This window comes from Azospirillum griseum (genome assembly GCF_003966125.1).
GTDB lineage: Bacteria > Pseudomonadota > Alphaproteobacteria > Azospirillales > Azospirillaceae > Azospirillum > Azospirillum griseum.
Genome location: NZ_RXMA01000004.1, coordinates 45,923 through 72,731 on the forward strand (window position 1 = coordinate 45,923; position 26,809 = coordinate 72,731).

The window sequence follows — 26,809 nt, forward strand, 5'->3', positions numbered from 1 at the left end:
CCGAATGATCTGCCAATCCCAAAGCCAATTACGGCAAACACGGACCGCTGCCAATCACCACAATCATGCCGCATGGCAGCCGACCGGACAGCGAACGACGTCTACGCAGAGGCGGGCGACATCCTGCGGAGGATGCACAGGCGGCTTTGAAAATTAATTGTCAATTAACAGGACTCCCACTACCTTGTAGGCGTCTGGGTTTGCCGTTTCGCGATTGCGTGCACAGTCCATGCGGTCTTAACAGAAATTTTTCACGGTTGTTGAGGGGAGGGCGGAATCATGTCGGACGGTTTGTCGAGCGTCAGCCAGATGGTTTCGGACCTCAACAAGTCTCTTAAGAACGCCATAGCCAGCGTCCAGTCCCAGCAATCGGCGCAAGTCCCGGCGTCTGAAGTTCAGAGTTATGAAAAGCAGGTTCGCAAATCGTCGTCGAACAGCCGCATGTTTGCAACGGATATTGGCATCCTGTCTAAGGGTGTGACCCGCCTGAACGTTGTCGGGACCTTGGGGGCCAATGATCCGGTCGACTTCTACAAGTTCCGCGTCACCAGCAAGGGTGAAGCGACGATGGGCCAGATCGGCGATCAGGGCGTCAATGTTCAGTTGCTGAACAAGACGGGGCAAGTTGTTGCTGACAGCAACAAAAGCGCTGGCAAAGCCTATGAGTCGTTCCGTAACCTTCAGCGCGGTGAATTGAGCCTGGATCAGGGGGATTACACGGTGCGCGTCACCCGAGAAAAGGGTGAAGCGGCAAAAGACGCTAAGAATTACGCGATTCAATTCAGCATGGGAACGTACAAACAGGACTACGACACTGTTGCAAAGGCTCCACGAAAGGGCGACAGCCCGTTTCAGATGAGTCAGGCTCAACAGCAGATGTTGGATGGTTTGAACTCAGCGATCAGTTCAATGAATTCAATTCCGACTGGGCAGACAGGGACCCAAAAGCTGATGGGAAGTTTCAGTCTGTTTGCATGACTTGTTGGCTTGGTCTGGTTGCTTTTTGGTCTCCAGAACCGCCTAACACGCGTGGGCATGAGGCAATCTTGGACCTTTCCCGTCTTTACGCTTGAGAGGTTGATTGCGGCAGAGCCGCCGATGGGTTGCTTGCTGCACTGAACCCCTGTGAACACGCGAAGCACAGCGCCTTTCTGAATTTCTGTGTTCAGTGACACACCGACCTATGCTGTCGAAGGTTGATTGGATGGCGGTTTGACGACGCTGCCATCCATCACATTCGATCAATGACCTGGATCGCGCTTCGTCGTAAACTGCGGAAGGAGGCGGACGTTTTGCAGGAAAGGACAGTCGGTTGAGGTCTGAGGACACGCTTGCCAACATTGACGTGGCCGTTCTGGCCGGTGGTTTGGGGACCCGGATCCGTGGTGTGTTGGGCGACACACCAAAGGTGCTGGCCCCGGTTGCTGGACGGGCGTTTTTGGGCCATCTCCTTGACTATCTTGGCGGCTTTGGTGCGAGGAGGGTGGTGCTCTGCCTTGGGCATTTGGCCGACCGCGTGACCGCCTGGTTGGCTCGGGGCGATTCCGCCGGATCCATGGATGTGGTTTGCCAGATTGAGCCGCGCCCGCTGGGAACGGCCGGTGCCCTTGGTTTCGTGCGTGGCGAATTGCGATCCGGCACCGTTCTGGTCGTGAACGGCGATACTTTTCTGGATGCCGACCTGCGTGCCTTCGTTGCTTCACATCGGTTGTCCGGAGCCGAAGCGTCGGTGTTGTGCGTGACCGTGGAGGATGCCGCCCGATATGGCCGGGTGGAGATCGGGCCTGACAGCCGCATCCGCCGCTTCGTGGAGAAGTCCCCGGGAAGCGGCACGATCAACGCCGGTGTCTACCTGTTCTCCACGGCATTCCTGGATCGCTTGATTGCGGAGGGGGCCGTGTCGCTGGAACGCGACGTGCTGGAAAAGGCACCGCCCGGCAGCCTGCACGCCCACATCGCCAAGGCGCGCTTCATCGACATTGGCACACCGGAAAGCCTGGCGGCGGCGGGCGGCGTGATAGTCGGGGGCGACGTTTGATCGTCAACACCCTCTGGCCGCGCATCGATGTGCGATGGCGATACCGCTCTGCCCCAAGGCCGTCCCATCCCGGCGCACCCATCTGGACACACGACCTGGAACACACCACAATCGCCCATCACGTGCAGTTCCAGGGTCCTTTCTGACCAAACGGCTGCGCAGACGGACAAACACCGATGGCCATCATCCTCGTCCGCGCCGATGCTTCTCCCGCCGTTGGTACGGGGCATGTGATGCGATGCCTTGCCGTTGCGGAAGCGCTGCGCGACGAGGGGCACGAGGTGTTGTTCGCCAGCGCGGAATCCACTCCGGCGATGGATCAACGCCTGGATCGTGACGGCTTTCGACGGATCGCCATCGCCGGGCCGGTGGGGGAAGCGGCGGATCTGGCCGCCACCCGTTCAGCCTTGCGGCGGGAGCATTGCACGGCGGTGATGCTGGACGGTTATCGCTTCGGCGAGGCGTACCGCGCGGGTTTGCAGGCCGCCCGCATCCGGGTGCTGGCCTGGGACGATCTGGGCGACGGCGGAGCGCTGTACGCCGATCTGGTCGTCAACGCTGCCCCGCAGGCCGACCGTCTTCCCTACGACCGCATGGCCCCTGGCGCGGCGCTGCTGCTTGGCCCCGGCTACGCCCCCCTGCGGCGCGAGGTGCGGTTGGCGGCGCGAGAGGCGCGGCGGGCCATCGCTGACCGACCTGTGTTGCTGCTGACCTTCGGCGGCTCCGACCCGTTGGGCCTGACCGGGCCGCTTCTGGAACGGCTGGCCGCGCGGCGGCCGGAGGGGTGCCGTTTGCTGGCGGTGGTGGGTGGCAGCAACCCGCGCGCGGCGGATGTGGCCGCCCTGGCCGAGCGATTGGGGCCGGGTGTGGCGGCGCAGATCGATTGCCCGCGCATGGGCGCGGTCATGGCCGAAACCGGGCTGGCGGTGTCGGCCGGTGGTGGCACGATGGGGGAATTGGCCGCCTTGGCGGTTCCGACTCTGCTGGTGGTGACGGCCGACAACCAGGCGATGGCCAGCTGGGACGCGGCGGCGCTGGGCTGGTGCGACGCGGTGGACGCGCGCGGCGGCGACGCGGTGGCGGCGATTTCCGACGCGGCGCTGGCGCTGTGGACCGACCCGACGCGGCGGTCTGCCATGGCGGCGGTGGCCGCAGGGCTGCCGTTAGACGGAGATGGCGCGATCCGCATCGCCCGTGCCCTGACCGCCCCGCGCGCCCGCAGCCAACCGCGCATCCGCGCCTGACGCCTCACCGTTTCCGGGATGCGCGCATGGCAGACCCGCCATCCGGTCGGCGGGCGTGACGCGATCCGTTGCTTACCCCTATGATCCGTTCAACGGCGCAACAGGTGCCGACCAAAAGCAATCCAGGGCAAAAAAACGACCAGGGGAGTCAACGCCATGCTGCCGGAGGGTGACAGCTATGAGGCGGTGCGCGATCGCTTTGTGTGGCGCGTGCCGGACCGTTACAACATTGCGGTGGATGTCTGCGACCGCTGGGCGGACGCCGATCCCCAGCGGTTGGCTCTGATCCACAAGCGCCGCGATGGCGGGGTGGAGGAGTACCGCTTCGCCGATCTGCGCGCGCGGTCGAACCGTTTCGCCAATGTCCTGGTCGGGCAGGGGGTGGCGCGCGGCGACCGGGTGGGCATCCTGCTGCCGCAAGCCCCGGAAACCGCGATCTCCCATCTGTCCGTCTGCAAGATGGGCGGTGTCGCCGTGCCGCTGTTCGCCCTGTTCGGGGTTGAGGCGCTGGAATACCGATTGGCCAATTGCGGGGCGCGCGCGGTGGTGACGGACGCGGTGGGAGCCGCCAAGATCGCCGCGATTCGCGACCGCCTGCCCGACCTGCGCGCCGTCTTCCGCATCGACATGGCCGACGGAGAGGATGGCCCCGCCCCTGAGGGGTGCCTGGACTGGCACGCCCTGACCGACGCCGCGTCCGACGTCTTCGCCCCGGTGGACACGGCGGCGGACGATCCGGCGATCATCATCTACACCTCCGGCACCACCGGCCAGCCCAAGGGGGCGCTGCACGCCCACCGCGTGTTGCTGGGCCATCTGCCGGGGGTGGAGATGTCGCACGACGGGTTCCCGCAAGCCGGGGACCGGATTTGGACGCCCGCCGATTGGGCGTGGATCGGCGGTCTGCTCGACGTTCTGTTGCCCGCCTGGCACCACGGCGTCACCGTCGTCTCGCACCGTTTCGAGAAGTTCGACGGCGAGGCGGCGTTCCGTCTGCTGGCGGACTTCCAGGTGCGCAACGCCTTCCTGCCGCCCACGGCGCTGAAGATGATGCGGGCGGTCAACGATCCGGCCTCCCGCCACGCCTACCGGATGCGGTCGGTGGCCAGCGGTGGCGAGACGTTGGGGGCGGAGTTGCTGGAATGGGGCCGCCAGACCTTCGGCCTGACCATCAACGAATTTTACGGCCAGACCGAATGCAACATGCTGGTGTCGTCCTCGGCCCGCTTCATGCCGCCCAAACCGGGGATCATGGGACGCCCAGCCCCCGGCCACGATGTCGCGGTGATCGACGGGCAGGGCAACCGCCTGCCGCCCTACAGCCTGGGTTTGATTGCGGTGCGGCGGCCCGATCCGGTGATGTTCCTGGGCTATTGGAACAACCCGACGGCCACGGCGGCCAAATTCATCGGTGACTGGCTCATCACCGGCGACCAGGGCGAGATGGACGAGGAGGGCTACATCCGTTTCGTCGGTCGGGACGACGACGTCATCACCTCGGCCGGCTACCGCATCGGTCCGGGTGAGATCGAGGATTGCCTGATCGGCCACCCCGCCGTGCGCATGGCCGCCGTGGTCGGCGTTCCCGACCCGCTGCGCACCGAAATCGTCAAGGCCTTCATCGTGCTTCAGGACGGGGTGGAGGTGGACGACGCGCTGGTCGCCTCGATCCAGGAGCATGTCAAAACCCGGCTGGCCGCGCATGAATACCCGCGCGCCATCGCGTTCCTCGACAGCCTGCCCATGACCACCACCGGCAAGATCATCCGCCGGGAACTGCGCGAACGGACCCAATGACCGAGCTGTTGCTGTTGACCGCCGCTTTTCTGGCGGGCGCGATGAACGCCGTCGCGGGCGGGGGAAGCTTTCTGACCCTGCCCGCGCTGATCTACGCCGGGGTCCCGCCGGTGGCCGCCAACGCGACGGGAACGGTGGCGCTGCTGCCGGGCTACGCCAGCGGCCTCTATGGCTATCGGCAGGATGTGACGCCGGTCGGCGACGTCGGCTTGCCGCTGCTGGCGCTGGTCAGTCTGGCCGGTGGGCTGGTGGGGGCGGCGCTGCTGCTGGTCACGCCCGACGCGGTGTTTCGCGGCATCGTGCCGTGGCTGCTGTTGGCGGCGACCGGCCTGTTCGCCTTTGGCGGTGCCCTGGCCGCCCGGTTGCGGTCGGTCGGCTTGCACGGGCGCGGCGCGCTGCTCGGCACCCTGTTCGCCGTGTCGGTCTATGGCGGCTATTTCAACGGCGGCTTGGGCATTCTGCTGCTGGCGCAGTTGAGCCTGTTCGGCATGACCAACCTGAACGCCATGAACGGGTTGAAGAACCTGTTTTCCACCGTGCTGACCGCGATTGCGGTGGCGACCTATGCGGTCGGTGGGGCGGTGGATTGGCCAAAGGCGGCGCTGATGGTGCTGGCGGCGGTGGCGGGCGGCTATGCCGGGGCGCGGGTTGGCCGCAAGATTCCGCAACCGATCCTGCGCGGCGGCATCATCGCCGTGGGGTTGACGATGAGCGCGCTGTTTTTCGCCAAGTGACGTTTCACCAACTGACCGGCGACAGACAAGGATGGGTGAAATCGGGTGGCGCGCGCGTTACAGTGCGCCTCCCCGTTCCGTCCTTTCCGGTGCGTCCGCCATGCTGTCCGTCTCCAATCTCGATCTGTTTTACGGCGACGCCCAGGCGCTCGACGGTGTGACGCTGGAGGTGGCGGAGGGATCGACGACCGCCATCGTGGGGGCGAACGGGGCGGGCAAGACCTCGCTGATCCGCACGGTGGCCGGGATCCTGAAGCCCGCGCGCGGCAGCATCCGCTTTCGCGGGCAGGAGATCGCCGGGCTGCCCAGCCACGCTGTGTGCAATCTTGGTGTCGGCCAAGTGGCCGAAGGGCGGCAGATTTTCCCCAGCCTGAGCGTGCGCGAGAATCTGGAGATGGGGGCGGTGATCCCGCGCGCGCGCGCGTCGGCCAAGCCGACGATGGAGCGGGTGCTGGCCCTGTTTCCCCGCCTGCTGGAACGGATGGATCAGGCGGCTGGCACGCTGTCGGGCGGCGAACAGCAGATGTTGGCGATCGGCCGCTGCCTGATGGGCAAGCCCGACCTCATCATGTTCGATGAACCCTCGCTCGGCCTGTCGCCCGCGCTGGTGCAGGAACTGTTCCGCATCATCCGCGCGCTGGCCGCCGACGGCATGACCATCATTCTGGTCGAGCAGAACGTTGCGGCCTCGCTGAAGATAGCCCAGCGCGCCTATGTGCTTGAAAATGGCCGGGTGGTGCTGTCGGGCAGCGGGGTGGCGTTGCTGGACGATCCGGCGGTCAGACAGGCGTATCTCGGTTTGTGAGATGCGACGAACCGGCGGGGCAACCGACTGCCCCGCCGTGGCAGGACATCAGAGTGTCTGCGCTTCCAGCGCATAGGCCATCAACCGTTCGACCGAACGGGCACGGTCGCCGGTTTCCGCGTAACGGCTGCGGGCGAGCGCGGCTTGCTCCGCGCGGAAGGTCGGGTTTTCGGCCAGCGCGACGGCGCGGTCCAGGAACGCCGCCTCATCCGCCACGATAAAGGCCGCCCCAACGACGCTTGCCACGTCACCACCGGCGGGCGTGACCACCGGCAAACCTTCGGCCAAGGCAAAGGCCGCGCTGCCGCCACCGCCAGAGCGGGCGGGATTCAGATAGGCCGTGACCACCCGGTACAGCGCGCGCACATCATCCACATGGCCCAGCACATCGACGCGAGCGGCGTTGCGCAGCGCGGCAACACGGGCGGGCAGACTCTCCACCGCGCCGGCAAAAGCCACCCTTGCGGTGGGCACGCGGTCGAGCAACGCGTCGATCTGGGTCAGGAAAGCGCTGTGGGCGTCGTGATCCAGCCGGTTGCCGACGGCAACATAGACCGGCCCTCCCTCGTCCAGTCCGAAATCGCCCCGGGTCAGCGGCGCGCCGCCATCGGGCAGCCGCCAGCCGAACGAGAAGGGACGAAAGCGATCGCGAACCTCGTCCGGCCAACCGTCCGCGCTGTCTTCCGGCCCCCATCCCAGAATGAGTCGGGCCAGAGACGGCGGCACGCCGGTCGAGGTCGGCAGACAGACCACCGGGCGGGTGCGGGCGAACAGGTCGGCGATGGTGTTGGCACCACCAAAGGACACGATCACATCGGGGTCGAACCCCTCCACCGCGTCAATGATGGCGTGCAGCTTGTCCTCGTCGAAATGTTTTTGCGGGAAGGAAATCATCCGCACCTGGGCACCAAAAGCGCTGATGGTCTGGTTGCCCGTGTAGTCTTCCGACACGTTGTAACTGTATTCAGGCACAAAACCATTTTCGCCCGCCACCGCCATGGCGTTGGGGTTGATGATGACGACCTCGCATCCCTGTTCGTTCTGCAAGCGGCGGGCGTAGTCAAAGGCGTCGACCGTCGGTTGGTGGCCCTGGCCCAACATCTGGTTGGTGATGACCGCCACCCGCTTGATGGTTGTGCGCGGCTGGGCACGGCGGACGCGAACGGCCAAGCCATAACGCCGGGAGGTTTCCGTGACCAGCAGGCGATAGAATTGCCGAAGCGGGCCGGTTGAAAAGGCGCCGAGATCGCCGGAACGCGCTTGCCCCTGAAACAACTGCATCGCCATACCCCAATAGGCGTAATGCAGCGAAGGCACGGAAAACCGCAGCGGATCGTCGAGAACCGCCTGAACCAATGCCTGGTAATGCGCGACGTCCCCCGACAGCAGGAACAGAAGAGAATTGCGGCGCATGACATCGCCCATTCCATACCCGGCATCAACCACCGCCGCCGCCGCACGGCGAGTGTCGTCGTCGTAACGGCGGATCAGGTTGGCCAACGCCCCAATGTTGTTCCACCCTTCGCCCTCGTTGGTCAGCAGGGTCAAGGCGCGGGCGAAGCTGAGCGCCGCATCGTGGGTCCGACCACAGGCGTGGAGGGCATGGCCGAGATTGGCGTGGAACAGGGGGGAACCAGCATCGCTCACCACCGCCTTGCCGATCAGATCCGCCGCATCGGCGGCCCGACCGCTTTGCAGGGCGATCACGCCCAGCAGATGCAGCGCATCGGGGTGGCCGGGCGATGCGTCGAGCACATCGCGATACAGCCGCTCGGCTTCTTCGGTGCGACCGGCGCGATGATGTCCGGTCGCAACGGCCAGCGTCTGTTCGATCATGTCCATGGTGGCGTTCCTGTTGCCGGGTCGCAAACCGACCCCTGGTACGGCGACGGGGAGGACCGTCGCCAGTCGATCCGGCAAATCTACCTTGTTTGGCGTTGATGCGGGAAAATTTCCGCATCGGCGTTGTCAGGCGTTGTGTCCTGCGCACTGCCCTGTGTTTCCTGCCGAAACATGCTATTGGCTTATGGTGGCCGATGGCTGGAAGCGGTGGGAAAGCGGGGCATGAACCGGAATCAACGCAGGGCGTCCAACGCCGGTGGAAGCGGACCCGTCGCGCTGGCAAAGGCAAACGCTCTGGTGGGGCAAGCCGTTCCATTGCATCAGGCCGGGCGGTTGACGGAGGCGGAAGCCCTGTACCGGCAGGCGCTGGCGCTTCAACCGCGCCATCCCGACGCGCTGCATCTTCTGGGAATGATCGCCTGCCAAACCGGACGCTTCACCGAGGCTGCCGACCGCATCGGTCAGGCGGTGGCGGCCAACCGCACGGTTCCCGATTACCACGCCAACCTTGCCTACGCCCTCCATGCCTTGGGTCGGGTGGGGGAGGCGGAAGCGGCGGCCCGCGCGGCCTTGCGTCTGCGCGCTCCGTTCCCGGAGGCCGCGAACACCCTGGGCAACGCCCTGACCGCGCAAGGTCGCTTCGACGAAGCGGCGGTGGCCTACACCGACGCCTTGCGCGCCCGTCCTGATTACGCCGACGCCATGGGCAATCTGGGGGCGGTGCTGCAACGGCTGAATCGCCCAACCGAGGCAGAACCACTGTTGCGGCAGGTTTTGGTTTGGTTTCCCCATCGCTCGGACGCGCGCACCGCCTTGGGGTTGGCATTGCTTGATCTCGATCGGGTCGAGGAGGGGGAGGCCGCCTTGCGCACCGCGCTGGAACTGCGACCGGACAACGGGGGGGCTGCCTTGGCTTTGGCGTTGGCCGTTCAGCGTCGGGGGGGGCGGGCCGACGCGTTGCACCGCCGCAGCGCCATCCTGACACCCGGCGAGGCGGTGGGATGGAACGGTTGGGGCCTGTCGCTGCACGCTCAGGACCGGTTGGCTGGGGCCGTCAACGCCTTCCATCGCGCCTTGCGGCTCGTGCCCGACCTGACCGAGGCGTGGACCAACCTTGGCAACACCCACCGCCTGCAAGGCCGGACCAGGGAGGCGATGGCGGCGCAACAACGGGCCTTGGCGCTGCGTCCCGATTACGCCGCCGCCCATTCCAATCTTGGGCAATCGCACCAGGATTATGGCAATGACAGGGAGGCGGAAAGCGGTTTCAGCCGCGCCTTGCTTTGTGATCCCGGCGAATCAACCGCCCGCTTCAACCGCGCCCTGCTGCGCCTGCGGCTGGGACGGATGACGGCGGGGTGGGCCGACTACGCAGACCGCTTCACCTCCGGACGGTTGGGAGCGCTGCCAGCGCGCTCCATGCCGGAATGGCAAGGACAGGATCTGCCTCGCGGTCGGCTGTTGGTGTGGGGAGAGCAGGGGCTGGGGGACGAACTGATGTTCGGTTCGATCCTGCCCGATCTGGTGGGCAGCGGGCGGATCGGGCAGGTGGTGATTGAATGCGATCCCCGTCTGGTCGGGCTGGTCCAGCGTTCCATTCCGACGGCGGTCGTGCGGGCCGCGCTGACTGGCCCGGTGGAGGCTGACGCGCATCTGCCCTTTGGCTCGCTCCCCCGGCTGTTGCGCGCCCGGTTGGCGGATTTCCCGGCGCGGAACGGTTGGCTGCGCCCCGACCCGGCGGAGGCCGCGCTGTGGCGCACTCGCCTGGACGCTCTCGGGCCGGGGCTTCGGGTCGGTATTGCCTGGACCAGTCGCCGTGTCACCGCCAGCCGCCGGACCGCCTACACCACGCTTGCCCAGTGGGAGGCGGTCTTGCGCCTGCCCAATCTGCACCTTGTCAGTCTGCAATACGACAAGCGCGAGGACGAGATTGCTGAGGTTGAGCGACGGTTCGGCGTGACCATCCACCGTTGGCCTGACCTGGACCAGACCGCCGATCTGGAGCGGACCGCCGCACTGATCGCCGGTTTGGATTTGGTGCTCACCGTGGCGTCGTCACCGGGTGAATTGGCGGGGGCGCTGGGAATTCCGGTTTGGCGGATTGGTGGGCCGGACTGGACGCATCTGGGGACTGGGACACGACCCTGGTTTCCCAGCATGCGCAGCCTGGCCCCGAAGACGGGAAGCGATCTGTCCACGGCTATAGAGCAAGCAAAACAAGATCTTGTTCGATTGAGTGGAGATTATCTGTGAAGATCGACGCTGTGTTCGCCGAGGCGTTGGCGCGGCATCAGGCCGGCGAACTGGATGCAGCGGAGGCTCTGTACCGAAAGCTTTTGCGGGCGCACCCCCACCACGCCGACGCGCTTCATCTGCTCGGCGTTCTCATGCATCAAGTGAATAAAAATGATCAATCAGTTGATTTAATTGATAAAGCGATCAAACTGGACGCTCGGCATGCCGATTTCCATGGCAATCGGGGATTGGTGCTTCAGGCGCTGGGGCGGTTGCCTGAAGCGGTGGCCGCGCAGGAACGCGCCCTGTCGATCAACCCCAACCACGCCGGAGCACACTTCAACCTTGCCTTGGCGCTGGCAGCCCTGGGGCAACGGGAGCGGGCGGCTCCGCATTACGCAGAGGCCGCCCGGCTCTCGCCGGGGTTGGCCGACGCCCATCTCAACCTGGGCGCTTTGCTGCATGACCTCGGGCGCTTTCCCGAAGCGATCGCAGCGCACCGGGCCGCCATCCAGCGCCTGCCGGGCGACCCCCGCCCCTGGACCAATCTGGCGGCCAGCCTGCGCGCGGTCGGCCAGATCGCGGACGCGCACGCGGCCTTGGAGCAAGCGATGGCGCTTGGGGGTGCCAATACCGCCAGCGCCATCGCCGCGCTCACCGGGTTGGCCGCCAGCCTGCACGCCGCCGGACGGTGGGAGGAAGCCGCCGCGCGTTACATCGAAGCTCTGAAGAGTGATCCAGATAATCCTATTATTCTCAATAATTTCGGCCTTCTCCTTCAAGCGATGAATCGATTGGATGATGCCGCCTACTGCTTCGACGCGGCGCGGCGCGGACAGCCTGATTTTGCCGAACCCTATGACAATCTGGGATCCATCCGCGCCGCACAGGGCCACCCGGCGGAGGCCGAAGCGCTGCATCGCGCCGCGTTGGATCGGAAAGTCGATCTGGCGGGTGCGTGGAACAATCTGGGCAACGCACGCATGGCGCAGGGCCGGGGGCTGGACGCGTTGCCCGCTTGGTGGAACGCCATCGCGCTCGACCCTGGTCGACCGGAAGCCCTGTCCAATTTGGGCAACGCCCTGCGCGACGCCGAACGCTTCACCGAGGCCGAGGCCAGCCACCGGCGGGCCTTGCAACTCGATCCCGGCGGTGCGGTGTTGTGGAATAACCACGGGCACGCCCTTCATGGGCGGCAAAACTTTGCCGAGGCGGTGCGCCGCTACCGCCGCGCCCTGGCACTGGAACCAAGTTACGGCGAGGCCTGGAACAACCAAGGGTTGGCCTTGCAACGGATGGGCGATCCGACGGCGGAGCGCAGCTATGACCGCGCCCTGTGCTTGCGTGGCGATCTGGCGCTGGCCCATTTCAACAAGGGGCTGTTGCGGCTGGAGCGCGGGGATCTGGCAAACGGCTGGGCCGGATACGCGTGGCGCTTTTCCTCCGGGCAGGTTGGGGCAGGGCGGCAACCGCGTGCGCAGGCGTGGCGAGGCGAGGACTTGACCGGTCGACGCCTGATGATCTGGGGCGAGCAGGGGGTGGGGGACAGCATCCTGTTCTCTGGCCTGTGTGCAGAGATCGCGGCCCGAACCCGCTCCACCATCATCGAGGTGGATCGTCGTCTGGTCCCGCTCTTCGCCCGTTCCTTTCCCGGCATCCTCGTTCGCGCCGAAGAGATCGACGGGCGGGGACGGGAAACGCTGATGATCGCCGATTACGACCGCCACGTGCCGATGGGGTCCTTGGCGCGGGTTGTCCGCCCCAACCTCAGCGCCTTTCCACCCCGGCTTGGCGGCGGGTGGTTGGTTCCCGACCCCACCCAGTTGAGCCACTGGCGCGAGCGTTTGGCGGGTTTGGGGCCGGGGTTGACCGTCGGCATCGGTTGGCGCAGCCAGCATCTCACGACGGAACGCCGCCACGCTTATCTAGACCTCGATCACTGGGGGCCGCTGTTCGCCATCCCGAATGTCCATTGGGTGGTTCTGCAGTACGGCGATTGCGAGGCGGAGGTTGCGGCGGCGGAGCGCCGATTCGGTCTGCGCCTGCACCGGTGGAGCGATCTGAACCTGAAGGATGATTTTGACGGGGTCGCCGCCCTGATCGCGAACCTGGATCTGGTGATCTCTCCAGCGATGTCGGTGGGGGAACTGGCCGGAGCGGTCGGGGCACCGGTCTGGCGCTTTGGTACGCCGGATTGGACCCAGCTTGGTGCCCGGGTCCGCCCCTGGTTTCCCACCATGCGCCTGATACAACCCCGTCCGGGAACCGCTCTGATCGACACGCTCGACCAGATGGCGGGGCTGCTGCGCGCGTTGGCCCCCGCCCCGTCATCGCCTTCACCGGTTGCGTCGCCCGTTCCCCTCTCCCCCGTTCCGCCGCAACCTGATCCGGCGCTGATGGCGGCAGCGTTGACGGAGGGGCTGCGGCATCATCAGGCCGGGCGCTTGGAGCAAGCCGACGTCTGCTACCGCCGCGTCCTGGATGCGGACATGCATCATCCGGACGCGCTCCACCTCGCCGGGGTGGTGGCGCATCAGCAGGGACGGAACAGTCAGGCGGTGGAACTCATCGGGCGGGCCATCGACCGGCGGGGCGACGTTGCCGACTATCATGGCAATCTCGGCTCGGCTCTCCAAGCGCTGGGCCGCTTGCCCGAGGCTGCCGCCGCCTATGAGCGTGCGTTGCGGCTGCGTCCTGTCTTTCCCGACGCGCTGAACAATCTGGGCAGCGCGCTCCAGGAGTTGGGCCGTTTGCCGGAGGCAGAGGCGCGTTACCGTGCGGCCTTGGCCCAGCGCGCGGACTACCCCCAGGCGCTTGCCAATCTTGGCACCGTGCTCCACGCCATGGGGCGGCGGTCGGAAGCGTTGGCCTGCCTGACCAACGCGGTCGCGCGCGACCCTCAGGCCCCCGACGCCCGGCTCGGGTTGGGGGCTCTGCTCAATGATCTGGGCCGGGCGGCGGAGGCGGCGGACCAGTATCTTGCGGCGTTGGCCCAGGACAATCAGGACGCCGAGGCCCATGCCGGGTTGGGCGTGGCCCTGTTCCATCTTGGTCGTCGCGACGAGGCGGCGAATCATCTGGACCGGGCTGTGGCCTTGGGGGTGGAACGGTCGGCGACGTTGGATTTGCTGGGGGCGATCCGGCGCGGGCAGGGTGATCCGCTGCGGGCCGAAGCCCTGCACCGCCGCGCCCTGGCTCGGGAACCGGAACGCGCGGCCAGCCACAGCAATCTGGGACTTGCCCTGTCGTCGCTGGGTCGGCTGGGGGAGGCCACCGACCAGCAGCGTCGGGCGCTCGCCCTGTTTCCCGCCTTCGTCGAGGCGCTGAACAATCTGGGCGTTTTGCGGCAAGGTCAGGGGGAACGCGATGCCACGGCGGTCACACACGCCATCGCCTGCCACCGCCGCGCGGCACGCCTGCGCCCAAACTCGGCGGAAAGTTGGGGAAATCTGGGGGCTGCGCTGCTGACCGCCAAGCAGCACGCGGCGGCGGCGGCGGCCTGCCGCGTCGCCGTAGCGCTGTCGCCCACGCTGGCCGGGGCCTGGACCACCGGCGGGGCGGGGTTGAAGGCACTGGGGCGCTTTGCCGAGGCGGCGGTGCAGCATCGCCGGGCCTTGCTCCTTTCCCCAACCCACGCACGGGCCTGGTCCAATCTGGGAACCGCGCTTGCGGGGTTGGCACGCTGGGATCATGCGCAAGCGGCGCAACGGCGGGCCTTGGCGCTCAACCCCGCCCTGGCCGACGCGCAGCTCAACCATGGCCATGCCGCGCAGGTCTGCGGCGATTGGGCGACGGCAAGGCGTGGCGCGGAGCGCGCCTTGCGCCTGAATCCGGCGCGCGTGGACGCGCGGATGAATCGGGCGTTGCTGCGGTTGGCGGCGGGTGATCTGACCGGGGGCTGGGCCGATTACACCGCCCGCTTTGCCAGTGGGGAGGCCCAGCCCCGCCGCTTCTCCCTGCCCGCCTGGGAGGGGGAGGAACTGGCGGACCGGACGATTCTGGTGTGGGGTGAGCAGGGGGTGGGCGACGAAATCCTGTTCGCGACAACCCTGCCCGATCTGTTGACGCGGGCGGGACGGGTGATCGTCGAATGCGATCCGCGCCTGCACCGTCTGTTCGCGCGCGCCCTGCCCGGTGCCGTGATCCGCGCCCCGACCGACGACCCGCGCGACGCCGATTGCCAAGCCCCGATGGGCGATGTCGCCGCAAGGATGCGGCCCGATCTGGCCTCCTTCCCGGTGGGCGCGGCCTTTCTGACCCCGTTGAACGAGGATGTTCGGCGCTGGGGTGAGCGGCTGGCGGCATTGGGGCCGGGGGTGACGGTCGGGCTGTGCTGGCGCAGCAGCCGGATCACGGCGGACCGTGCCGGCTCCTACAGCCGGTTGACCGATTGGGGGCCGTTGCTGACGCTTCCGGGCCTGCGCCTGATCAACCTGCAATACGACGACTGCACGGCGGAACTGGAGGAGGTAAAGCGGCGTTTCGGCGCAACGATCCAGGTCTGGCCCGATCTGGACCTGCGCAACGACCTGGATCAGGTGGCCGCCCTGATGGCCGGGCTGGATCTGGTCATCACGGCCCCGACCGCCGTTGGAGAGTTGGCGGCGGCGGTCGGAACGCCGGTCTGGCGGATGAGCGGTGGTGGGGATTGGTCACGGTTGGGAACGGCGGTCCGTCCATGGTTCCCGTCCATGACCACCCACGAGCATCGGGAGGGCCATGCCCAGACGATTCAGGTCCTCGCCGACCGTCTGTTGCGGTTGGCGAGGACCTGAGATCGGGCGTCACGGTCACAGGTCACAAAAACCCCGCCCTTCGTCAGCCAAACGGCGGAGCAAGGGCGACAGCGCCCAATGCGCGCCGCCCAGGGTGGTGTGATACCCCTCGATGGCCTTGGCGATCACCGGCAAACCAACTTGGTCGGCCCAGAACAGCAGACCGCCACGGTGGGCGGGAAAGCCGTAGCCGTGCAACCAGATCGCATCAATGTCCACCGGACGGGCGGCGATGCCCTCCTCCAGGATCTTGGCGGCTTCGTTGACCATCGCGTACAGGCAGCGGTCGCGGATCTCGTCATCGGACACCGGGCGCGGGGTCAGACCGCGTTGCGCGCGATCCTCGGCGATCAGCGCCTCCACCGCCGGATCGGGCAGTGGGTTGCGGCTGCCCGGCTCGTAGCGGTAGACACCGGCTCCGGTCTTTTGCCCGAACCGCCCCTGTTCGGCCAGGCGATCCAGCCAATTGACCGCTTGAGCCTCCGGGTCACCGGACGCCCGCCGTTGTTCACGGATGCGCCAACCCACATCAACGCCCGCAAGATCGGTCATGGCGAAATGGCCGAGCGGAAAGCCGAACGCCGTCAGCACCCGGTCGGCCTGCTCCGGCGTTGCCCCTTCGTCGACCAAAGTCATCACCTCGCGCCCACGCTGATGCAGGATGCGGTTGCCGACGAAGCCATAGCAGACGCCGACCAGCACGCCCACCTTGCCAATCCGCCGCGCCAGATCCATCACGGTGGCGACGACATCCTCGGCCGTCCGCTCCCCCCGGACATTCTCCAACAGCTTCATGACGTTGGCCGGACTGAAGAAATGCATCCCCACCACGTCCTGCGGGCGACGGGTGGCGTCGGCAATGGCGTTGATGTCCAGGGTCGAGGTGTTTGTCGCCAGAATTGCCCCGGCTTTGCAGACCCGATCCAGTTCCGCGAAGATGCGGCGCTTGACCTCCATGTTCTCAAACGCGGCTTCGATCACCAAATCCGCGTCGCACAGATCATCGTAGGACAGGGTAGGGTGGATCAGCGCCATGCGGGCGTCGACCTGCTCTGCGGTCAACTTGCCCTTTTGGGCTGAAGCCTCATAGATCCTCCCGATCGCCTGAACTCCCCGGTCGAGGGCGCCGGCCCCAGTGTCCAGCAACCGCACCGGAAACCCGGCGTTGGCAAAGCACATGGCAATGCCGCCGCCCATGGTCCCGGCCCCGATCACCGCCACCGTCCGCACGTCGCGCTTTGGCGTGTTGGCGGGCAGGCCGGGAACCTTGGCCACCTCCCGCTCGGCAAAGAAGGCGTGGATCAGCCCGGCGCGTTGGGGCGATTCCATGCAGGCCAGGAACAGAGCGCGCTCCCGCGCCACACCCTCGGCAAAGGGCAGGGTGACGGCGGCCTCCACCGCATCAACGCATCGCTGCGGCGAAAACAGGTGCGGGGCGCGCTTGTCCAGCGCCGTCCTTTGGGCGGTGAACAGCGCCGGGTCGATGCCGGTGATGCGATCGGTGCGGCCGCTGGTTGGATGGGCAGGCCAATCTTCCGCACAGGCGCGTTCGGCCACCCGCAACCCGACCGCCAGCGCCGCCTCCCCATCGTCCACCGCGTCGATCAAGCCATCGGCCAGCGCCTGGGCCGCCGACACCGGATCACCCGACAGGATCATGTCGAGCGCCCGGGTTGGGCCGATGAGGCGGGGCAGGCGCTGGGTCCCACCCGATCCGGGCATCAGGCCCAGCTTCACCTCCGGCATCCCCAACTTGGCGCTGCGCAGTGCTACGCGGTAATGACAGGCCATGGCAATTTCCAACCCCCCGCCCAGCGCGGTGCCGTGGATGGACGCAACGATGGTTTTGGGGCAGGCGTCGAACGCGGCGATCACCTCTGGCAGGATCGGCGGCTGATGCGGCTTGCCAAATTCCCGGATGTCGGCTCCGGCCATGAAGGTGCGTCCAGCGGCGACCAACAGCAACACGGCGGCATCCGCATCCTCAACCCCTTGAGCCAGCGCCGCCACCAATCCGGCGCGCACGGCAAGCCCCACCGCGTTGACCGGTGGGTAATCAACGGTGATGACACCGACACGACCAACGCGCCGATAGGACACAACGCTGTTCACCATGATTCTCTTGAACTCCCATCGAGCGCGGAGGTGAAAGAAGGCAAGCCATGAAGCCGCAACGAATTCAGGACCATCAGTGTAGCAGACGATTGAGGTTTGGCAAGTTTTTGGAATTTAATTCCATATGACGAAATAATGAGAAAATCCATAATTTTAGTTATGGAAAATATGATCCGCATCCCGATCCGGGATTTCCCTATGCAAAAACTGCGTCTTCTGCGCGCAGGACTCCCGCCGTCACCCCGTATAATCTTCCGAAAGCAACCTGGAGCGAACGGACACGGGCGTGCAGCCTAGGGAAGATGAAACGATATCCGACGAAGCGTTGATGGCGGACGCCGCTGCCGGAGATCGCAAAGCGTTCGGACTTCTGACGCGCCGACATCTGCGCCGCAGCATTGCCTTGGCCCAACGGGTTGTCGGCAACGCCAGCGACGCCGAGGAGGTGGCGCAGGATGTGTTTCTCCAGATTTGGGCCAACGCCGACCGGTGGCGGGGCGATGGGACCCGATTCACGACGTGGCTTTACCGGATCGTCGTGAATCGTGCCATTGATTACCGGCGGCGGCGAACCTTCGCCCCGCTGGACGCCGCCGAGGAGATGGCCGATCCGGCGTGGAGCGCGGAAACCCTGGTGGACGGTCGCAAGATCGGGGCTGAGGTGGACGCCGCCATCGCCGCTTTGCCGGACCGGCAGCGCGCCGCGCTCAGTCTTTGCTATCATGAGGAGATGAGTTGCGCGGAAGCGTCCGAGGTTTTGCAGGTTTCGGTCTCCGCCATGGAAAGTCTGCTGGTGCGGGCGCGCAAAACAGTACGCGCCCGGCTTCAACCCCTGATCCGTCAGAAGGACGGCGCACGGCCATGATGACGCTCAAACAGTTCACCCGTTACGCTTCGCTCCATGGGGCCGATCTTGACCGCTGGCCCGCCAACGCCGCACACGCGGCGCAGGAGCTGCTTGGCCACAGCGACGAGGCGCGCGCCATCCTGGCCGACGCGGCCTTGACCGACGCGTTGCTGGACGAAGCCACCAACCCGGCCGTGTCGTTGGAGCGGGAGCAGCGGGTGTTCGAACGCATCGCCGCGCGCATTGAGGAACAAGGCGTTCCGGACGCTGTGCCCTGGTTCATCGCCAAGCCACCCTTGCGCATCGTCCCGACGGTGGGGTTTCTCGCCATGATGGGATTTCTGGGGTTCATGACATATCATCAGGGCATCATCACTCTGCCGGGGGCTGCGCGCGCGCCTGACCTGTCGGGGGTGATGATCGTCAGTTCTTTGGGAGGCATACGATGACGCCGACCGCCCGGCGCCGTTGGCCCTGGTATCTTTTGATTGGGTCCTTGGCTGTCAATATGCTCGCCGGTGGATTCGTCGTGGCCCACGCCTTGCGCCCACCGCCGCCGAGCCCGGAACAGGCGATTGTCCGTTTTATTGACGATGTGACGCAGCGTTTGTCACCGGAAGACGCGGCGATTTTGCGCCGCGCCTTGGACGATGCTCGCCCGTTGTTTGTGCGGATGCACGCGGCACGCACGGACTTCGGAGCGCGGCTGCGCACCGAATTGATCGCCAGTCCGTTCGATCCCGAGCGGATTCGCGCCCTGTTTGACAGCAGCCGGGCCGCAGACGATGCCGTGCGCGCCGAGATCGAATCCCGCGTTGTGGAAACGATCAAGCGCCTGTCGCCGCAGGGTCGACTTGGGTTGGCCGAGGGCCACGGTCATTGAACAACAGTCATTGAACTCAGGAGGGGGGGCCGCAAGGCGCGGCCGCTCTCTTGCGCTCGCCATCCGAAGGCGCGTGATTCCTACTCTTTTGCGGCGCTGTGTTCCAGCAGGCTCAACAACCCGGCCAGCAGTTCGGCCGGGCGCGGCGGGCAACCGGGGATGCGCAGGTCAACCGGGATGACCGCCTCAACCGGGCCGACGCAGGCGTAGGAACCGGCGAACACCCCGCCATCGATGGCGCAGGCCCCGCAGGCAACGACCCATTTCGGATCGGGCGTGGCGTCCCAACTGCGGCGCAGCGCCTCCGCCATGTTTTTCGTCACCGGCCCCGTGACCAGCAGCACATCGGCGTGACGCGGCGACGCGACAAAGCGCAGGCCGAAGCGTTCCAGGTCATAGATCGGGTTGTTCAGCGCGTGGAGTTCCAGCTCGCACCCGTTGCAGGACCCGGCGTCCACCGCGCGGATCGACAGGCTGCGGCCCAGCCGCGCGCGGGAGACCGCATCGACCCGTCCGGCCAGTTCGGCCAGACCGTCGGTTGACGGGGATGGGGCCGGTTCCGTCACCGGGCCTTTGGTCAGCGCGCGCAGGATGTGGTTGAACACGCGGCGCTCTCCTTACAGATCATGGCCGGAATAGGAACCGTTGACCGACTTGTTGCACAGCGGGAAGTCGGCGACGATGTTGCCCTCGATCGCCGCTTCCAGCAGCGGCCATTGGAGCCAGGACGGATCGCGCGGGTGGCAGCGCGCCACCGTGCCATCGGCGGCGATCCGCACCCAGGTCAGAATCTCGCCCCGGAAGGATTCGACCAGCGCCATCCCTTCCCGCTCCTCCCCCACGGATGGAAGCCTCAACAACGGCGGCGGGGTGATGCCATCGGGGCCGCGCGGCACGCCGGGCATGCGCCGGATGATCTGTTCGATCAGCGACAGCGATTGCTCCACCTCGCGGATGCGGATCCAGACGCGGGCGTTGACGTCGCCCTCGGTCAAGACCGGAACCTCGAATTCCAGATCGGTGTAGGGGGCGTAGCCGGGGGATTTCCGCGCGTCCCCGCCCCGTCCCGACGCCCGCCCGACAAAGCCGCCCGCCGCAAAGCGGTTGGCAAGGCCGCGATGGATGATCCCGGTCGTCAGCGTGCGGTCCTGCAACGAGGCTTTGCCGTCATACACAGCGACCAGCGGGGCGAAACGGCGGCGCAGGTCGGCGACCAACTCCAGCAGCCGTTGCGGGCCGGTGGCGGCGATGTCGGGGGCAACACCGCCCGGAACCACGCAATCCATCATCAGACGATGACCGAAACAGGCGTCGGCGCTGCGCGCCACCGCTTCGCGCAGCGGGCTGAGATGGGCGAGCAGGAAGGCGAAGGCGGCGTCGTTGGCGATGGCACCGATGTCGCCCAGATGGTTGGCCAGCCGTTCCAGCTCCGCCATCAGCGCGCGCAGCCACACCGCGCGCGGCGGGATCGTGAGGCCCAGCGCGGCTTCCACCGCCTGGGCGAAGGCGATGGAATGGGCAACCGTGCTGTCGCCCGACAGCCGGGCGATGATCCGTGCGGCCCGCGCCACCGGTTGGCCGCGCATCAGGGCTTCCACACCCTTGTGGACATAGCCCAGCCGTTCTTCCAGCCGCACCACGGTTTCGCCGTTGGCGGTGAAGCGGAAATGGCCGGGTTCGATGATCCCGGCGTGGACCGGGCCGACCGGAATCTGGTGCAGCCCCTCCCCCTCGCACGGCAGGACCGGATAGGGCGGTGGGGCGGCGGAGTCGTCGGTGGGGGAAGGGCTGTCCGCCAGCGGATGGCGCAGGCCCCAGCGGCCATGATCCAGCCAGGGGCGCGGGTCGGTCAACCCCTCGGCCGTCACGCCGAACAGGTCCTGGATCGCGCGTTCCAACCGGATCGCCGACGGGCGGACGGCGGACAGGCTGGGAAAGCGCCCGTCCGGGCAGGGCAGCGTGACCACGGCCACCGCACCGGTTCCCGCCGTCTCGTCGCGCAGGGCGGCGTGGACGTTGACGCCCCCGGCGTCCGCATCGGCCCACAGCCCGATCAGGGCAAGGCCGCCATCCTTGTCCAAGTCGTCGATCAGCGTCCGCCAGCCCGTGCGGTCGGTGACGTGGCGCGGCCATGGCCGGTGCGCGGCGGCGCGCGGGCCGAGCGTGTTGAGCCGATCAAACAGGCGTGTGGTGTCAGTCTGGTCGGTCATGCGGCCCCCTCCCCTAACCCAGCAGCGCGGCGACCGCCTGGAACCAGGCGACCAGCGGGGCGGGCAACCACACACCGGCCACCAGGACCACGGCGAGATGGGCGTAGAGCGGCAGCAGCGTGCCATGGATCGGCGCGCCGCCTGTGGGCGCGCCGAAGCAGAGACGCTGCACCCGCAGGACCAGCGCGCCAAAGGCCACCGCGATGCCCAACACCAGCAGCACCCCCAACCAGGGCTGGCGGGCAAAGGTGCTGGTGATGAGCAGGAACTCGCTCATGAACACACCGAAGGGCGGCAGCCCGGCGATGGCGACCACCCCGGCCAGCAGGCCCCAGCCCAAGGCGGGGTGGCTGACGGTCAGCCCCCGGATGCCGTCGATCCGCTGGGTTCCGCTGGCCTGCACCGCGTGGCCGACGGCGAAGAAGATCGCCGACTTGGCCAGGCTGTGCATCGCCATGTGCAGCAGCCCGGCGAAATTGGCCAGCGGCCCGCCGATGCCGAAGGCAAAGGCGATGATGCCCATATGCTCGATGGAGCTGTAGGCGAAAAAGCGTTTGATGTCGCGCCGCCGGTACAGCATCAGCGCGGCCAGCAGCAGCGACGACAGCCCCATCACCATCAGCAGCGGCCCCGGTGCCAGTGCGGCCCCGTTGGCCGCCAACAGCATCTTGAAGCGCAGCACGGCGTACAGCGCGACGTTGAGCAGCAACCCCGACAGCACGGCGGAAATCGGCGTCGGTCCTTCGGCGTGGGCGTCGGGCAACCAGGCGTGGAGCGGGGCCAGCCCCACCTTGGTCCCATAGCCGATCAGCAGGAAGACGAAGGCGAGGTTGAGGATGTTCGGTTCGATCCGCGCGGCGTCGGCCAGCAGCCGGGTCCAGGTCATCGCCGCCAGCCCCGGCCCCATCACCGGCTGGGCGGCCAGATAGATCAGGATCGTGCCGAACAGGGCCAGCGCGATGCCCACGCCGCAGAGGATGAAGTATTTCCACGCCGCCTCGATGCTGGCCGCCGTGCGGTACAGGCTGACCATCAGCACCGTGGTCAGCGTCGCCCCTTCAATCGCCACCCACAGCACGCCCAGATTGTTGGCCGACAGCGCCAGCAGCAGGGTGAAGAGAAAGGCCTGGAACATCGCGTGGTAAAAGCGCAGGCGCAGCGGGTTGAGCGTGCCACTCGCCACCTCGTGCCCGATGTACCCGGCGGAAAAGACGGCGGTGGTCAGGCCGACGAAGGCGGTCAGCGCGATCAGGGCGACGTTGAAGGCGTCGAGCACCAGCATGGCGGTGGCCGCCGGTTTGGCGGTGAACAGGGCCAGCGACGCCGCGAACGTCACCGCGCAGGCCCCGACGTTCAGCCAGGAGGCCAGACGCCAGTTCGGGACCAGCGCCAGCAGCGCCGCCATCACCAGCGGCGCGATCAACACGATGGGCAGGGCCGGGGTCAATCGCTTTCCCCCCGAAAGCTCTCGATCTTGCGCATGTCCAGCGTTTCGAACCGCTCGCGGATCTGGAACAGGAAGATGCCGAAGATGATGAAGGCGACCATGACGGAAAAGGCGATGGACATCTCCACCACCAGCGGCATCCCCGCCACCCCGACCGCCGCCAGGATCAGGCCGTTTTCAATCGACATGAAGCCGACGACCTGGCTGACCGCGTTGCGCCGGGAAATCATCATCAACAGCCCCAGCAGCACCACCGACAGCGACAGCGCCAGATCCTCGCGCGTCAGGGCGGTGGCGTTCTCCGTCACCGGCAGCACCAGCAGGATCGACAGCGTGACCAGCGACACCCCCGCCACCATGGTCAGGCCGATCCCCAGCGCCGGTTCCACCGTGCGTTCGATGTGCAGCCGCTGGATGATCCGGTGCAGGGCCACCGGGATGGCGATGGCCTTCAGGGTCAGGGTCAGCAGCGCGGTGATGTAGAGGTGCGGCTCGTCGTGGGCGTAGGCCTGCCAGGCCGCCGCCCCGCTCAGGGCCAGGGCCTGGACGGTGAAGACGTTCAGCAGCGAGAACAGCCGCCGTTGATAGAGCAGCGCAAAGCTGGTCATCAGAACCAGCGCGCCGAGCAGATGGGCCGCGTCGTAACCGATGTCGATCACTCACACCCCCCGCGAGACGTAAAGGAAGATGGCCCCCAGCAGGCTGAGCAGCAGCGCCCCGCCCAGGAACTCGCCCACCCGGAACACGCGCATCTTGGCGATGCTGGTTTCGAACAGCGCCAACGCGGCCCCTGCCGTCGCCAGCTTGGCCAGGAAGCTCAGCAAACCGATCCACAGGCTGCCCTGCGTCGGCGTGGCCATGCCCCAGGGGGCGAAAACGCAGGCGATCACGGCGGCGTAGAGCAGCAGCTTGAGCATCGCCGCCCCCTCGATCAGGGCCAGATGGCGGCCGGAATATTCCAGCACCATCGCCTCGTGCACCATGGTCAGCTCCAGATGCGTGGCCGGGTTGTCGATGGGGATGCGGGCGTTTTCGGCGATCGCCACCATCACCAGCGCGATCAGCGCCAGCGCCAGCGACACCCGCAGGCCCACGGTCCCGCCCATCATGTAGACGGCGATTTCGGCCAGCGAGGTGGTGCGCACCAGCACGGCGACGGAAAACACCACCATCAGCATCGCCGGTTCGGCCAGCGCCGCGATCATCATCTCGCGCGAGGAGCCGATGCCGCCAAAGCTGGTTCCGGTGTCCATCCCCGCCAGCGCCAGGAAAAAGCGCGCGGTCCCCAGCAGGGCGATCAGCGCGATGAGGTCGCCGGTGGGGGCCAGCGCCAGATCGGTGGTGAAGACCGGGACCAGCCCGGCGGCCAGCCAGATGGCGGTGAACATCACATAGGGAACGGACCGGAACAGCCAGGACGCGTTGTCCGCCAACACCACCTCTTTCCGCAGCAGGCGGGCAAGGTCGCGGTAGGGCTGAAGCACCGACGCCCCCCGCCGTCCGACCAGCCGGGATTTGACCAGCCGGATCCAGCCGGTCAACAGCGGGGCCAGCGCCAGCACCAACACCATGTGCAGAACCTGATGGATCACCGCCGCGATCATGACCGCACCACCGCAACCAGGGCCAACACCACAACCAGCGCCGCGAACATCAGGGTCAGATAGCTGCGGATGGTCAGGAATTGCAGGGCATCGACATGGTCGGCCAGCCAGTTCACCGCGCGGCGCACCGGGGTGAACAGAAAGGCCCAGGCCGGATCGGTCCAGCGCACGGTCAGGCGGGCGGGGCGGGTGTCGCCCGGTTCGGGCATGTCCACCCGGTCGCGCGCGTTGAACACGGTGCCGCCAAAGGCGCGGCGGATCGGTTGGGCAAAGCTCGACGCGCTGTATTGTGACAGTGCGGCCGGATCCGCCCCGTCATGGCCGCAGCCCCAGGCGATGGAGCGCCGGACCCGGTCGGAGGCCCAGCGGTGGATCGCCAGCACCAGCGCGACCGACAGCGCGGCGATCATTGCCAGCAGGATCAAGCCGTTGTAGGAGTTGCCAATCGCCGAGGTCGGGGCCAGCCAGATCCAGGGCTGATAGCTGCGGTCGTCGAACGGCCCGGCCTGCACCATCGCGCGGACGGCGGGTTCGAACAGCCGGATCACCAGGGTGGGCAGCACGCCCAGCGCCACGCACAGCGCCGCCGGAATGGCCATCCCGGCCAGCATCGCCCGTCCGACCTCCCCCGCCCGCCCCGCCTCGGCGGAGCGGGGCCGCCCGAGAAAGGCGATGCCGTAGAGCCGGACAAAGCAGGCCGCCGCCAGCGCGGCCGCCAGCGCCACCGCCGCCCCCACCACGGCGATGCCGATTTTCAGCGACCATTCCGGCAGCGCCGGGGCGTTCAGGATCGCCTGGAACAGCAGCCATTCGCCGACGAAACCGTTCAGGGGCGGCAGGGCGGAAATCGCCGCCGCCCCGATCAGTGCCAGCACCGCCGTGGTCGGCATCCGGTGGATCAGGCCGCCCAGCCGGTTCAGATCGCGCGTGCCGGTGGCGGTCAGGATCGCCCCGGCGACGAAGAACAGCAGGCTTTTGAACAAGGAATGGTTGACGACGTGCAGCAGCGCCGCGCTGAGCGCCAGGGCGGCGATCACCGGGGTGTGGCTGGCCTTGAACACCAGGGCAAGCCCCAGCGCGATGACGATCACGCCAATGTTCTCGATGGTCGAGCAGGCCAGCAGCCGTTTCACGTCGTCCTGCATCAGGGCGTAGAGCACCCCCATCACCGCCGTGACCGCGCCCGCCGCCATCAACGCCCCGCCCCACCACCACATCGGCTCGCCCAGCAGGTCGAACAGGACGCGGACCAGGGCGTAGACCGCCACCTTGGTCATCACCCCCGACATCAGCGCCGACACATGGCTGGGGGCCGCCGGGTGGGCCAGGGGCAACCAGACGTGCAGAGGAACCAGCCCGGCTTTCGACCCGGCCCCCAGCACCACCAGCAGAACCGTCAGCGCCGCCGCCCCGGCCTCGGGCGGGTGCTGGCGGATGGCGTCGAAACGGTAATCGCCGCCCGTCCCCACCAGCAGGCCGAAGGCCAGCAGCAGGCAGGCGGTGCCGAGAACCGCCATCACCAGATAGAGCCGGGCGGCGTCGGGCGTGTCGGGTTCGCGGTGGGTGGACAGCACCAGCAACCAGGAGGTCAGCGACATGAACTCCCACGACACCAGAAAGCTGAAGGCGTCGTTGGCCAGCAGAACCAGACTCATGCCCGCCAGGAACAGCGGGAAAAAGGGCAGAACCGGCCCGCTTTCCCCGTGGGTGTGATCGGCCGCGTGGTGGGCAAGGGCGCGCGCATGCGCCCGCTCATACCCCCAACCGAACAGGCTGGCGGTGACACCCCCCAGCGCGACGACCAGCAGGAAAAAGGCGCTCACCCCATCGGCCCGCAGATGGACGCCGATCCAGGGCAAACCAATCGGCAATACCGCCGCTGCTACCCCGCCCCGCCCGACCAGCGCCTCAACAGCCCACAGCCCGATCAGGCCGCAGGCCGCCGCCGTACCGCCATACACGGCGGTTCCGACCCAGGGCGACCGGCGCGCCGCCACCCCGACCACCGCCAGGGCGAACAGCGCAAGAAGGGCGACGAACAGAAGCGTCACGGGATCAGACCTGTTATGGACCAAACCCACTGTTTGGATGGGGTCATAGTGTAAGGATATTGCCCATCGGTTTGGCAAGGGAAAACGACACCAGAAATTTTGTCCAATGGTCGCGATTGCCGTGATGATTTTGTGGCAACCGGCGGGGGAGCGGGGCCCCTCGACCGCGCTGTCATCACGGC

Annotated in this window: 19 protein-coding genes; 11 read left to right on the forward strand and 8 right to left on the reverse strand. The window is 66.9% G+C overall.

The genetic code is table 11. The annotated features are described in order from the left end of the window. Nucleotides 1-279: 279 nt before the first annotated feature. The 6 genes from EJ903_RS06115 to EJ903_RS06140 all read left to right on the forward strand — a co-directional run bounded on the left by EJ903_RS06115 (nucleotide 280) and on the right by EJ903_RS06140 (nucleotide 6,618). Nucleotides 280-978 (forward strand): hypothetical protein, encoded by a 699-nt coding sequence (locus tag EJ903_RS06115; RefSeq protein ID WP_126613160.1) that lies wholly within the window; start codon nucleotides 280-282, stop codon nucleotides 976-978. Nucleotides 979-1,312: 334 nt separating this feature from the next. Continuing rightward, nucleotides 1,313-2,038: a nucleotidyltransferase family protein gene (locus tag EJ903_RS06120; protein WP_126613162.1), complete on the forward strand. Its 726-nt coding sequence runs from the start codon at nucleotides 1,313-1,315 to the stop codon at nucleotides 2,036-2,038. Nucleotides 2,039-2,214: 176 nt separating this feature from the next. Next, entirely contained in the window at nucleotides 2,215-3,282 is a 1,068-nt protein-coding gene (gene pseG / locus EJ903_RS06125) for a UDP-2,4-diacetamido-2,4,6-trideoxy-beta-L-altropyranose hydrolase (protein WP_126613164.1), read from the forward strand. Nucleotides 3,283-3,438: 156 nt separating this feature from the next. Beyond that, nucleotides 3,439-5,079: an acyl-CoA synthetase gene (locus EJ903_RS06130; protein WP_126613166.1), complete on the forward strand. Its 1,641-nt coding sequence runs from the start codon at nucleotides 3,439-3,441 to the stop codon at nucleotides 5,077-5,079. Continuing rightward, nucleotides 5,076-5,813, forward strand: coding sequence for a sulfite exporter TauE/SafE family protein (locus tag EJ903_RS06135; protein WP_126613168.1), 738 nt, complete (start codon nucleotides 5,076-5,078; stop codon nucleotides 5,811-5,813). Before EJ903_RS06130 ends, EJ903_RS06135 begins: the two co-directional genes overlap by 4 nt. 100 nt (nucleotides 5,814-5,913) lie before the next feature. Then, a complete protein-coding gene (locus tag EJ903_RS06140) occupies nucleotides 5,914-6,618 on the forward strand; it encodes an ABC transporter ATP-binding protein (protein WP_126613170.1) in 705 nt (234 codons plus the stop codon). A gap of 48 nt (nucleotides 6,619-6,666) precedes the next feature. On the opposite strand, the gene EJ903_RS06145 is transcribed toward EJ903_RS06140, so the two are convergent. Further along, a complete protein-coding gene (locus tag EJ903_RS06145; RefSeq protein WP_126613172.1) occupies nucleotides 6,667-8,460 on the reverse strand; it encodes a glycosyltransferase in 1,794 nt (597 codons plus the stop codon). 222 nt (nucleotides 8,461-8,682) lie between these two features. On the opposite strand from EJ903_RS06145, the gene EJ903_RS06150 reads away from it, so the two are divergent. Then, nucleotides 8,683-10,713 carry a tetratricopeptide repeat protein gene (locus EJ903_RS06150; RefSeq protein ID WP_126613174.1) on the forward strand — a complete coding sequence of 677 codons (2,031 nt, stop codon included), beginning with the start codon at nucleotides 8,683-8,685 and terminating at the stop codon, nucleotides 10,711-10,713. A gap of 11 nt (nucleotides 10,714-10,724) precedes the next feature. After that, the gene (locus tag EJ903_RS27585; protein WP_246015293.1) at nucleotides 10,725-15,470 is read left to right on the forward strand and encodes a tetratricopeptide repeat protein; all 4,746 of its coding nucleotides are present in this window, start codon (nucleotides 10,725-10,727) and stop codon (nucleotides 15,468-15,470) included. Between the two features lie 15 nt (nucleotides 15,471-15,485). Here EJ903_RS27585 and EJ903_RS06160 read toward each other — a convergent pair whose 3' ends face one another. Next, complete coding sequence (locus tag EJ903_RS06160) at nucleotides 15,486-17,585, reverse strand: 3-hydroxyacyl-CoA dehydrogenase NAD-binding domain-containing protein (protein ID WP_210211388.1); 2,100 nt, start codon at nucleotides 17,583-17,585, stop codon at nucleotides 15,486-15,488. Nucleotides 17,586-17,913: 328 nt separating this feature from the next. Here EJ903_RS06160 and EJ903_RS06165 point away from each other — a divergent pair, with 328 nt between their 5' ends. The 3 genes from EJ903_RS06165 to EJ903_RS06175 are packed head-to-tail and all read left to right on the forward strand — an operon-like array spanning nucleotide 17,914 to nucleotide 19,315. Continuing rightward, complete coding sequence (locus EJ903_RS06165; protein ID WP_246015241.1) at nucleotides 17,914-18,450, forward strand: sigma-70 family RNA polymerase sigma factor; 537 nt, start codon at nucleotides 17,914-17,916, stop codon at nucleotides 18,448-18,450. After that, nucleotides 18,447-18,881: a hypothetical protein gene (locus EJ903_RS06170; RefSeq protein ID WP_246015242.1), complete on the forward strand. Its 435-nt coding sequence runs from the start codon at nucleotides 18,447-18,449 to the stop codon at nucleotides 18,879-18,881. Before EJ903_RS06165 ends, EJ903_RS06170 begins: the two co-directional genes overlap by 4 nt. After that, nucleotides 18,878-19,315 (forward strand): periplasmic heavy metal sensor, encoded by a 438-nt coding sequence (locus EJ903_RS06175; protein ID WP_126613180.1) that lies wholly within the window; start codon nucleotides 18,878-18,880, stop codon nucleotides 19,313-19,315. The genes EJ903_RS06170 and EJ903_RS06175 overlap by 4 nt, the downstream gene beginning before the upstream one ends. An 80-nt stretch (nucleotides 19,316-19,395) precedes the next feature. Here EJ903_RS06175 and EJ903_RS06180 read toward each other — a convergent pair whose 3' ends face one another. The 6 genes from EJ903_RS06180 to hyfB are packed head-to-tail and all read right to left on the reverse strand — an operon-like array spanning nucleotide 19,396 to nucleotide 26,627. Continuing rightward, nucleotides 19,396-19,920 carry an NADH-quinone oxidoreductase subunit B family protein gene (locus EJ903_RS06180; RefSeq protein ID WP_126613182.1) on the reverse strand — a complete coding sequence of 175 codons (525 nt, stop codon included), beginning with the start codon at nucleotides 19,918-19,920 and terminating at the stop codon, nucleotides 19,396-19,398. A 12-nt stretch (nucleotides 19,921-19,932) separates the two neighbouring features. Further along, the gene (locus EJ903_RS06185; protein WP_126613184.1) at nucleotides 19,933-21,525 is read right to left on the reverse strand and encodes a hydrogenase large subunit; all 1,593 of its coding nucleotides are present in this window, start codon (nucleotides 21,523-21,525) and stop codon (nucleotides 19,933-19,935) included. Nucleotides 21,526-21,538: 13 nt separating this feature from the next. Then, a complete protein-coding gene (locus EJ903_RS06190) occupies nucleotides 21,539-22,972 on the reverse strand; it encodes a hydrogenase 4 subunit F (RefSeq protein WP_281274746.1) in 1,434 nt (477 codons plus the stop codon). Beyond that, entirely contained in the window at nucleotides 22,969-23,631 is a 663-nt protein-coding gene (locus EJ903_RS06195; RefSeq protein WP_126613186.1) for a hydrogenase-4 component E, read from the reverse strand. The genes EJ903_RS06190 and EJ903_RS06195 overlap by 4 nt, the downstream gene beginning before the upstream one ends. Next, nucleotides 23,632-24,576 (reverse strand): respiratory chain complex I subunit 1 family protein, encoded by a 945-nt coding sequence (locus EJ903_RS06200; RefSeq protein WP_174237256.1) that lies wholly within the window; start codon nucleotides 24,574-24,576, stop codon nucleotides 23,632-23,634. It abuts the gene before it with no gap. Next, the gene (hyfB, locus tag EJ903_RS06205; RefSeq protein ID WP_126613188.1) at nucleotides 24,573-26,627 is read right to left on the reverse strand and encodes a hydrogenase 4 subunit B; all 2,055 of its coding nucleotides are present in this window, start codon (nucleotides 26,625-26,627) and stop codon (nucleotides 24,573-24,575) included. The genes EJ903_RS06200 and hyfB overlap by 4 nt, the downstream gene beginning before the upstream one ends. Nucleotides 26,628-26,809 lie beyond the last annotated feature (182 nt).